The sequence below is a fragment of the Microcystis sp. CS-574 genome, assembly GCF_028329095.1.
In the GTDB taxonomy this organism is placed as follows: domain Bacteria; phylum Cyanobacteriota; class Cyanobacteriia; order Cyanobacteriales; family Microcystaceae; genus Microcystis; species Microcystis ichthyoblabe_A.
In genome coordinates, this window is the sequence record NZ_JAQMSY010000237.1 from 1 (window position 1) to 10,045 (window position 10,045).

At 43.6% G+C, this 10,045-nt stretch carries 9 protein-coding genes; 8 read left to right on the forward strand and 1 reads right to left on the reverse strand.

Going from position 1 to position 10,045, the window contains the following annotated elements; genetic code table 11:
- The 3 genes from PN470_RS19435 to PN470_RS19445 all read left to right on the forward strand — a co-directional run.
- The coding region (locus tag PN470_RS19435) for an IS4 family transposase (protein WP_272104957.1) at positions 1-143 on the forward strand (143 nt) is incomplete at its 5' end.
- Positions 144-349: 206 nt separating this feature from the next.
- Positions 350-1,384 carry an anthranilate phosphoribosyltransferase gene (gene trpD / locus PN470_RS19440; RefSeq protein ID WP_103113396.1) on the forward strand — a complete coding sequence of 345 codons (1,035 nt, stop codon included), beginning with the start codon at positions 350-352 and terminating at the stop codon, positions 1,382-1,384.
- A 279-nt stretch (positions 1,385-1,663) separates the two neighbouring features.
- A complete protein-coding gene (locus PN470_RS19445) occupies positions 1,664-3,205 on the forward strand; it encodes a ferredoxin--nitrite reductase (protein ID WP_271935079.1) in 1,542 nt (513 codons plus the stop codon).
- Positions 3,206-3,598: 393 nt separating this feature from the next.
- On the opposite strand, the gene PN470_RS19450 is transcribed toward PN470_RS19445, so the two are convergent.
- Positions 3,599-4,633: a PstS family phosphate ABC transporter substrate-binding protein gene (locus tag PN470_RS19450; RefSeq protein ID WP_272104955.1), complete on the reverse strand. Its 1,035-nt coding sequence runs from the start codon at positions 4,631-4,633 to the stop codon at positions 3,599-3,601.
- A 375-nt stretch (positions 4,634-5,008) separates the two neighbouring features.
- Here PN470_RS19450 and pstS point away from each other — a divergent pair, with 375 nt between their 5' ends.
- The 5 genes from pstS to pstB (PN470_RS19475) all read left to right on the forward strand — a co-directional run bounded on the left by pstS (position 5,009) and on the right by pstB (PN470_RS19475) (position 10,035).
- Positions 5,009-6,130, forward strand: coding sequence for a phosphate ABC transporter substrate-binding protein PstS (gene pstS, locus PN470_RS19455; RefSeq protein WP_272104956.1), 1,122 nt, complete (start codon positions 5,009-5,011; stop codon positions 6,128-6,130).
- Positions 6,131-6,224: 94 nt separating this feature from the next.
- Complete coding sequence (gene pstC / locus PN470_RS19460; RefSeq protein WP_002792335.1) at positions 6,225-7,184, forward strand: phosphate ABC transporter permease subunit PstC; 960 nt, start codon at positions 6,225-6,227, stop codon at positions 7,182-7,184.
- Positions 7,185-7,354: 170 nt separating this feature from the next.
- Entirely contained in the window at positions 7,355-8,248 is an 894-nt protein-coding gene (gene pstA, locus PN470_RS19465) for a phosphate ABC transporter permease PstA (protein WP_002732684.1), read from the forward strand.
- Between the two features lie 95 nt (positions 8,249-8,343).
- Positions 8,344-9,147, forward strand: a complete 804-nt coding sequence (gene pstB / locus PN470_RS19470) for a phosphate ABC transporter ATP-binding protein PstB (protein ID WP_002752588.1) — start codon at positions 8,344-8,346, stop codon at positions 9,145-9,147.
- 90 nt (positions 9,148-9,237) lie between these two features.
- Positions 9,238-10,035 carry a phosphate ABC transporter ATP-binding protein PstB gene (pstB, locus tag PN470_RS19475; protein WP_002752590.1) on the forward strand — a complete coding sequence of 266 codons (798 nt, stop codon included), beginning with the start codon at positions 9,238-9,240 and terminating at the stop codon, positions 10,033-10,035.
- Positions 10,036-10,045: the final 10 nt, after the last annotated feature.

The window sequence follows — 10,045 nt, forward strand, 5'->3', positions numbered from 1 at the left end:
CTTCTCTTGGGGGGTTTTTAGGTAGAAAAGGTGACGGTGAACCAGGTGTTAAAACTATTTGGTTGGGACTGCGAAGGTTACATGATATCAGCCAGACTTGGAAACTATCTCATCAAATTGGTCCCCCCATAGAACCCCCTTGAGCCATCTTGCACACTTTTCTCTTTTTGTCAAATTTTATGTTAAGAAAGATGTGACTAATGGATAGCTTATCAAAGGGGGCAGGGGGGATCGAACCTAAAATCCATTTTTAATTTAATTATAACCAGCTACTTACTAGGAGCGATCGATTCTCCAGACAAACCGCTATGATAGTATATCGCCCCATCCCCACACCAATGGAACAGCGATGACCAATCAAGACTGGCCAAACCTACTGCAGCAACTACTCGATCAAAAATCCCTTTCCCTTAACCAAGCTGAAGAATTAATGACCGGATGGTTAAACGGCGAGATTCCGGAAGTTTTATCGGGGGCGATTTTAGCGGCTTTGCAAGCAAAAGGAGTCTCGGCCGCCGAATTAGCGGGAATGGCTGGAGTTTTACGGCAACAATCTCGCTTAGAAGACCCTAAACCCCATACTACTCCCGTTATCGATACCTGTGGCACCGGCGGTGACGGGGCTTCAACCTTTAATATTTCCACTGCCGTGGCTTTTGTGGCGGCCGCCGGGGGCGTAAAAGTGGCTAAACACGGCAATCGCTCCGCCTCCAGTAAAGTCGGTTCGGCCGATGTTTTAGAATATCTTGGGGTTAATTTAAGCGCCCCTAGCGAGAAAGTGGCGGCGGCTTTAGATGGGGTGGGAGTGACCTTTCTTTTTGCCCCCGGTTGGCATCCGGCCCTGAAAAGTGTGGCTAATCTCCGCAAAACCCTGAAAGTTCGCACGGTTTTTAATCTTCTGGGTCCTCTAGTTAATCCTCTCCGTCCCACAGGTCAAGTTATTGGGGTTTATGACCAGCAATTTCTCACCCCCATGGCCACAGCTTTAGCACAAATGGGAACCCCCAAGGCGATTATTGTTCACGGCCGGGAAAAACTCGACGAGGTGGGGTTGGGAGATCTGACCGATATGGCTTTATTAAATAATGGCGAGGTGATTTCTGCGGCGATCGATCCCTTGTCAATTTCTATCCCTAGAGCCAGTTTAAATGCCCTTAAAGGCGGGGAAGTGCCAGAAAATGCCGAAATCCTCAAAAATGTTCTGCAAGGGGGGGGAACGCCCGCTCAACGGGATGCTGTGGCGATTAATGCCGCTCTTGCCCTACAGGTGGCAGAAAAGGTCACTTTTGGCGATCATGCTGCTGGTTTCGCCCTCGCTCGCGAGATTTTAGCCAGTGGGTTAGCTTGGCAAAAATTAGAGGAGTTGGTTAAGTTTCTCGCTTAGGACAATTCCCTGCTCCCTTCCCCCCACTTCCCCACCTCAATGCACTTACTGCATGACAGAAATCCTTAAACACGATGGTTAAAGGATTTCTGTTACAAACAATACAAAATTGTCCAAGTTAAAAAGAATTAAATAACAAATAGAGACTAGGTAAATTACTAAATTTTTGCTAATGACGACAGTATTTTACAGAATACTTATTGTTAAATCCCGATTTCTTCATTTCTAACCCGCACCAACTAGAACAATTACACCCACAAACCAGAAGGAGATAGATTCATGGTACAAGCACCTGAAAAAGATGGAACAACTCTCAATAAATTCGAGAAATTTAAAGCCGAGAAAGACGGATTAGCCATTAAAGATGAACTAGATCATTTTGCCCAAATCGGTTGGGAAGCGATGGATAAAACCGATTTAGAACATCGCTTAAAATGGGTGGGGGTTTTTTATCGTCCTGTCACCCCGGGTAAATTCATGATGCGTTTGCGGGTTCCTAACGGCATTCTCAGCAGTGAGCAAATGCGGGTTTTAGGGGAAATCGTGCAGCGTTACGGTGATGATGGCAATGCCGATATTACTACTCGTCAAAACCTACAATTACGCGGTATTCGTATCGAAGATATTCCTGATATTTTCCAACGACTAAAATCCGTGGGCATGACTTCGGTACAATCGGGCATGGATAATGTCAGAAATATTACCGGTTCACCCATGGCGGGACTAGACGCAGATGAATTAATTGACACCAGGGAATTAGTCCAAAAAGTCCAAGATATGATTACCAACTGCGGTCAAGGTAATTATCAATTTACCAATCTGCCCCGCAAATTTAATATTGCCATCGAGGGGGGCCGGGATAACTCGGTTCATGCGGAAATTAACGATATTGCCTTTGTTCCTGCCTATAAAGAGGGAGAATTAGGCTTTAATGTCGTGGTAGGTGGCTTTTTCTCGGCTAAACGCTGTGAAGCGGCAATTCCCATGAATGTTTGGGTGAGACCGAATCAGGAGGTGGTGGATTTATGCCGAGGGATTTTAGAAGTTTACCGCGATAACGGATTGCGTGCCAATCGTCAAAAATCCCGTTTAATGTGGTTAATTGATGAGTGGGGAATCGAGGAATTCCGCACGCGGGTGGCTAATCAGTTAGGTTATCCCTTGGCAACGGCAGCGGAAAAAGACGCAATTGACTGGGAAAAACGAGATCATTTAGGAGTTTTTCCCCAAAAACAGGAGGGATTGAGCTATATCGGTCTTTGTGTTCCCGTTGGTCGTCTATTTGCCGATGATATGTTCGATTTAGCCCGGATTGCCGAAGTGTATGGCAGCGGAGAATTGCGTTTAACTGTGGAACAAAACGTGATTATCCCGAATATAGCGGCTGAAAATGTGGCGACTCTTTTAACCGAGCCTTTACTGGCTAAGTTTACCCCCAATCCCACTCCTTTACAACGAGCGCTCGTTTCCTGTACGGGGGCGCAATTCTGCAATTTTGCCCTGATTGAAACCAAAAATAAGGCTGTGGACTTGATTCGTCAGTTAGATGCTGAATTAAATATCCCCCGGGGTGTGCGTATGCACTGGACTGGTTGCCCTAACTCCTGCGGACAACCCCAAGTGGCCGATATCGGTTTGATGGGGACAAAAGCTCGCAAAGACGGCAAAACCGTGGAGGGAGTTGACCTCTACATGGGGGGTAAAGTGGGTAAAGATGCTCACCTGGGAAGTTGTGTACAAAAAGGGATTCCCTGTGAAGACTTAAAATCGGTGTTAACTTCTATCCTCATTGAGCAATTTGGGGCGACACCGAAGGGTTAATTAACAAGTTTATTGATACGCTGAATGGGGGGTTTGTCCCCTCTTTTTTTTCTGTATCTCTGTTGGGTGAAATTGGCAAACCTTTTGCTATGTTAGGAGGCAGATAGGAGTAGGAAAATCCTTATATATTTTCCTTTCATACTAAATCCGGTTGTTAAAGACTGATTATCTATGGCTCTCTTGGATTTGGTGGGTAAAATGTATTCTAAGATACAGTCCTGCTGGCGAGGGAGTAGAAGGAACCACTCCAGACACAGAGGACACAAAGATCGATCCTATGTAAGTTAAACTTATCACACAGAACCTAGAAGAGCCTATCTATTGCCCCTATTGCCTATTGCCTCTCCTGATATGTAGGCTATACTCAAGAGATTTAGTATGAGATGGGAATCGTTACTTCGCTTCAAATTGAGCTTGTTTGCGAAGTAATTCCCCGATGGTTAAATTGGGTTGAGGTCGGCCATTAAAAACCGTTCCTACCTCAAATTTTTGCAACTGTACCCGTGCCAAATGACAGGCCTCATCCGGTAGGGGAATATAACCAATACTATCTAATAAATCAGGAACTCGATCGAGATAATATTTAACAAATTTCTCTAAAGCGGGATTCTCTTGGGCTTTTTGAGCATTAACATAAATAAACAAAGGACGAGATAAAGGCTGATATTTACTATCCTCGACATTGCCGCGAGTTGGTTCAATACCGTTAACTTTCAAAGCTTTTAATTTATCCCGATTTTGTTCATAGTAAGCATGGCCAAAATAGCCTAAAGCGTTGGCATCTTGACTGACGGCATTAACTAAAGCTTGGTCATCTTCACTAAAATTAAAGTCCCCACGACTGGCATCTTTGCCGTTAATTACATCACTAAAAAAATCGTAGGTTCCGGAATCTTTACCCGGCCCGTGAAGGGTAATCGGTTGGTCGGGCCAAGCGGGATTAATTTGATTCCAACGTTTGATTTTATTCTCGGCCGCTGGTTCCCAAATAGTTCTTAATTCTGTGGTGGAAATATCATCAACCCAGTTATTTTTGGGATTGACTACCACGGTTAAAGCATCAAAAGCGATCGGTAGTTCGATAAATCTTACCTTATTAGCATCACATTCTTTTAATTCTTCCACAGAAATCGGCCGAGAAGCATTATTAATATCTGTTTCTCCCGCACAAAATTTTCTAAAACCGCCGCCAGTTCCTGAAATATTAGCGTCAATTTTAACATCAGCCAAAGCTTTGTTAGGGGTATTAGCTTTAAAATCTTCGAGAACTTTATCAGTAATTGGTGCTACGGTACTCGAACCATCGATTTTAATTGGTTTTAGATCTTGAGGATTAATATTGGCACAAGCGGGTAAAAGTAGAGCAGTTCCTAGTATGGTTGCCACTACTTTGGTCGGACGAGATAGCTGAGTAAAGATTTCTAGCATAGGTGTCAAAAGGAGAAAGTAAAAACGGGTATTGGGGAGACTTTTCAGTTATCAGTGGGGAAGTGGGAAGAAAAAAGCTGAGGGATGATGGCTAAAAACCTTAATCTTTTCTTTGTTGTTTTTACGTCACTATAATGGTAGGGAAAGAGAAACCCCCTATCTAGACAGGAAAAGTTAGCTGCTTTACCCGCGACTTAAAACTAATGTTTAGTCAAAATAAATGGTAAAAGAAGTTGAGATTTTTGTCTAGTTATCGAGAAAATTTTTATTGACAATACATTACGTTCTTTTATTCACTTCTTAACCTATTCTTTACCAAGCAGTGGTAACTTTTAGCGTAAGATTTAAGGCAGTTTACGGATCAAAATTAATCCTATGCTCAACAAAAACAAGACCAATTTACTAACAGCCTTATCCCTAGCGACTCTAACAGCGACTTTAACCGCTTGTGGTGGCGGCGATACGGCGGGAACCAGCGGAGAGGGAAGCAATAGAATCGCCCAGGTTCCCCTAAAAGGAGAGATCGCCCTCAATGGTGCGGGTGCTTCTTTTCCTGCACCCCTATATCAAAACTGGTTTGTCACCATTAATCAACTATTTTCCAAACTACTAATTAACTATCAATCTACCGGTAGCGGGGCGGGAGTCGAACAATTTGTCCAAGGTACGATCGATTTTGGCGCTTCCGATGTGGCCATGAGTGACGAGGATATGGCCAGAGTTAGCCGCGGGGTTTTACTGCTACCGATGACGGCGGGAAGCATCGTTATGGCTTATAATTTGCCCGGAGTAGAAGGGCTGAAACTAAGTAGGGAAGCATATATAGGCATCTTTTTAGGCACGATTACCCGTTGGAACGATGCCAAAATTGTCGCCGATAACCCCGATTTAAAACTACCCGATGAAGAAATTACCGTAGTTCACCGGGCAGACGGTAGCGGAACAACGGGAGTTTTTACCAAGTTTTTAAGCGCCGTTAGTCCCGAATGGAAAAAAAGCATCGGGGAAGGAAAAGCCGTACAATGGCCGACCAAAAAAGGTAAATTTCTTGGCGGTAGAGGCAATGAGGGTGTAACTGCCCTAATTCAACAAAATCAAGGCTCGATCGGCTATATCGAGTACGGTTTCGCTAAAAATAATAACCTGCCCATGGCCGTTTTACAAAACCAAGCCGGTCAATTCGTTATCCCCAATGAAACCAACGCCGCTGCCACCTTAGCCACGGTGGAATTACCCGAAAATCTGCGGGCTTTTATCATCGATCCGCCGGGAGAAAATTCCTATCCCATTGTCACCTATACCTGGATGTTGGTTTACAAAAAATACAACGATCCCCAAAAAGCTTTAGCAATGGAGGCGATGATTGAATTTGGACTTAACCAAGGACAAGAACAAGCAGCTCCCCTTGGTTATATTCCCCTACCGAAAAACGTTCGGGAACGAGTAGCCGCCGCTGCCGATGTCATCTATCCTGATTACACGATCAAGGTGGATTAGTCGCCGAAAAAATGTATTCAAAGTTACAATAATAGTGTAGAAAGGCCAATTTCGACCTTAGCTACCTCAAACTAGCTGGATTTAAACCCTAATCATGAGTGCGCCCACAGTTTCGCCCGACTCAACTTTTAAAGAACGTCCAGAATCGGAAAAAATCCTCGATAAAGGCTTTGTTGGATTAACCACCGCCTTTGCCATCGCTATTGGGCTGATTTTGCTCCTAATTGCCCTAGTTATTTTTATTCGGGCCCTACCAGCGATTCAAACCTTTGGTCTGGGATTTTTGACCAGTAGCGCTTGGAATCCCGTGCGCGGTCGGGAAGAATTCGGAGTTCTGCCGGTTATCTACGGAACTCTCGTTAGTTCTCTGATTGCCCTCCTGATTGCTGTTCCCCTCGGTATCGGTTCAGCCATTTTTTTAAGCGAAGATTTTATTCCCTTAAATGCGCGGACAATTTTGGTTTTTCTCGTACAACTTTTGGCCGCTATTCCCAGTGTTGTTTACGGATTATGGGGTATCTTTGTATTGATTCCTATCCTCAGACCCCCTGGTAACTGGTTAAATGCTAATTTTAGTTGGATTCCTCTGTTTAGTACTCCTTTAGGGGGCCCTGGAATGTTACCGGCGGGGGTAATTTTAGCAATTATGATCCTGCCGATTATTATCGCTATCTCTCGCGACTCTTTGGCCGCTTTACCGCCGGATTTGCGACAAGCTTCCCTAGGTTTGGGGGCCACCCGTTGGGAAACGATTTTTCGAGTCTTAATTCCTGCCGCTTTTTCCGGGATTGTCGGGGGGATTATGTTAGCTTTAGGGCGTGCTTTAGGGGAAACCATGGCAGTAACGATGATTATCGGCAATTCTAACCGCATTAGTGCCTCTATTCTCGCCCCCGCTAACACGATCGCTTCCTTATTGGCTAACCAATTCGCCGAAGCATCGGGAATGCAAGTATCGGCACTCATGTATGCAGGTTTTGTTCTCTTGGTTTTGACCCTAGTAGTCAATATCTTCGCCGAATTAATCGTTAATCGCGTCAAAGCTAAGTATTAAGCCATCAGTTATCAGTTTTGAGTTTTGAGTATTAAGTGTTCATCATCAAATGGCAGTTTACTGCTGTCTTTTCACTGTTCACTGATTACTGTTCACTGTTTACTGATTACTGTTTACTGTTCACTCTTCACTGATTACTGTTTACTGATAACTGATAACTGATAACTGATATGGATAGTGCGAATTTAGGCAATAATCTCAAAAAGAAACCGAGTAGTCCTCGATCGCTATTGGGGACAATTATGACCGTTCTCTCGGCTTTATGTTTAGCTGTCACCGTGATTCCCCTCTTTGCCGTCCTAGGCTTTGTTTTTGTGCAAGGGGTGGGTCGTTTAAACGCTAATCTCTTTACTAAATTACCGCCACCGCCGGGTTTAGGAGGAGGAGGCATCGCTAATGCCATTTTAGGTACAATTATCGTCGTTGCCCTGGCTACAGCGATCGCAGTTCCCATCGGCGTTTTAGCGGCGGTTTATCTCTCGGAATTTAGCGGTGATAACAAACTTGCCCAGGGTGTGCGCTTTGCTACCAACGTTTTAGCGGGTGTCCCTTCGATTATTGTCGGGGTTTTCGCCTTCGGTTTGTTAGTTGCGCCCTTATTTGGCGAAGGAACAGCCCTTTTAGGCTTTTCTGCCCTAGCTGGTTCGATCGGTTTAGCGGTGTTAATGTTACCGACTATTATTAGAACCACCGATGAGGCTTTAAAAATCGTTCCCCAAGACATCCGCTGGGCAGCCATGGGTTTAGGGGCCTATAACTACCAAACCGTCCTAAAAATCGTCCTTCCTGCGGCAGTTCCCGCTATTTTAACCGGTGTAACCTTAGCAATTGCTAGGGCTGCTGGGGAAACCGCCTCCTTAATTTTTACGGCATTATTCTCTAACTTTTGGCCTCGGGGTGTCTTCGAACCGATTGCCACCCTTTCGGTCCTAGTTTTCAACTTTGCTACTGCCCCTTTTGCCCCTCAACAGCAATTAGCTTGGGCAGGTGCTTTAATTCTCGTGCTTTTGGTGTTGGTAACTAACATTTTATCCCGTTTAGCCACGCGCCAGAAAACCTATTAAGTCAAGGAAAAAGTGAAAAGCAAAAAGGGATATTTAAGTAAAAATCTACCTATCTTTCTGATTCCTAAATTAGCCAAATTCAAGGCAAATAATTTATGCTAACTAATTCTAACCCCCATTCTACAGGAACCGTTTTAAAGGTCGATAAGGCTGATATTTACTATGGTAATTATCGGGCAGTACGAGATGTTTCCATCGATATTCCCAAAAATAGAGTCACTGCTTTTATCGGACCCTCTGGCTGTGGAAAAAGTACCATTCTCAGGTGTTTTAATCGTCTCAATGATTTAATTCACGGTTTTCGTATTGACGGCAAAGTTTTTTATCATAACCAAGATATTTACTCTCAAGAGGTAGATCCTGTCGAAGTCAGAAAATATATCGGTATGGTGTTCCAGCGCCCTAATCCTTTTCCCAAATCCATCTATGATAATGTGGTTTACGGAGCGCGATTAAATGGTTATAAAGGCGATTTAGATGAATTAGTAGAAACTTCCCTGCGTCGGGCAGCTCTCTGGGAAGAAGTAAAAGATAAACTAAAAGAAAGCGGTTTTTCCCTATCGGGGGGACAACAACAAAGATTATGTATTGCTCGCGCTATTGCCGCTCAACCAGAAGTATTATTAATGGATGAACCCTGTTCGGCACTGGATCCAATTTCAACTTTAAAAGTTGAGGAATTAATGCACGAATTAAAAGAACGTTATACAATTATTATTGTTACTCACAATATGCAACAAGCTACTAGAGTAGCGGATTTAACGGCTTTTTATAACGCTGAACCCACCGATAAAGGTGGCAAAATTGGTTATTTAGTCGAGTTTGATCATACGGACAAAATCTTCGGTGATCCTCAAGAACAAGCAACTAAAGATTATGTTAGTGGACGTTTTGGCTAAATCAGTTATCAGTTATCAGTTATCAGCTTTTTTCTTCCCTCTTTCCCTCTCCCTTCTCCCTTTTCCCCAACACCTATTCCTTTAAAGATTATGTATAGTAGCGATGTTGTCACCGATGCAGTTTTGAGAACCAAAAACTTAAACGTTTACTACGGTTCTAATCTCGCTGTTCGTGATGTTAACCTTGATATTCCCGAGAAAAAAGCGATCGCTTTTATCGGTCCTTCTGGCTGCGGAAAAAGTACGGTTTTGCGCTGTTTTAATCGCATGAATGATCTAGTTAAAAGTGCCAAAATTGAGGGAAAAGTTACCTTTCGGGGTCAAGATATTTATGGTAATTCCGTTAATCCTATCGGGTTACGCAGTCGCATCGGTATGGTTTTTCAGAAACCGAATCCTTTCCCCAAATCTATCTATGAAAATATCGCTTTTGGGGCGCGCTTAAATGGTTACATCGGTGATATGGATCAATTAGTAGAGGAATCTTTAAAAAAAGCCGTTCTCTGGGATGATGTTAAAGATAAACTCAAGGAAAGTGGTTTAGCTTTATCGGGAGGACAACAACAAAGGTTATGTATTGCTCGCGCTATTGCGGTTAAACCGGAAGTTGTTTTAATGGATGAACCCTGTGCGGCACTCGATCCAATTTCTACCCTAAAAATTGAGGAATTAATTCACGAATTGAAAACCCAATATACTATAGTTATTGTCACCCACAATATGCAACAAGCGTCGCGGGTTTCTGATTTAACGGCTTTTTATAATGCTGAACCGACCCCAAAAGGTGGTAAAGTGGGTTATTTAGTGGAATATGATCGCACCGAGGTTATCTTTCAAAATCCCGCTCAAGAGTCCACTAGAGATTATGTTAGCGGTCGTTTTGGTTAAAGTATTAATA

Excerpts from the sequence above, each read along its gene's own strand:
- trpD (WP_103113396.1), top strand. The coding sequence starts at position 350 with ATGACCAATCAAGACTGGCCAAACCTACTGCAGCAACTACTCGATCAA.
- PN470_RS19445 (WP_271935079.1), top strand. The coding sequence starts at position 1,664 with ATGGTACAAGCACCTGAAAAAGATGGAACAACTCTCAATAAATTCGAG.
- PN470_RS19450 (WP_272104955.1), bottom strand. The coding sequence starts at position 4,633 with ATGCTAGAAATCTTTACTCAGCTATCTCGTCCGACCAAAGTAGTGGCA.
- pstS (WP_272104956.1), top strand. The coding sequence starts at position 5,009 with ATGCTCAACAAAAACAAGACCAATTTACTAACAGCCTTATCCCTAGCG.
- pstC (WP_002792335.1), top strand. The coding sequence starts at position 6,225 with ATGAGTGCGCCCACAGTTTCGCCCGACTCAACTTTTAAAGAACGTCCA.
- pstA (WP_002732684.1), top strand. The coding sequence starts at position 7,355 with ATGGATAGTGCGAATTTAGGCAATAATCTCAAAAAGAAACCGAGTAGT.
- pstB (WP_002752588.1), top strand. The coding sequence starts at position 8,344 with ATGCTAACTAATTCTAACCCCCATTCTACAGGAACCGTTTTAAAGGTC.
- pstB (WP_002752590.1), top strand. The coding sequence starts at position 9,238 with ATGTATAGTAGCGATGTTGTCACCGATGCAGTTTTGAGAACCAAAAAC.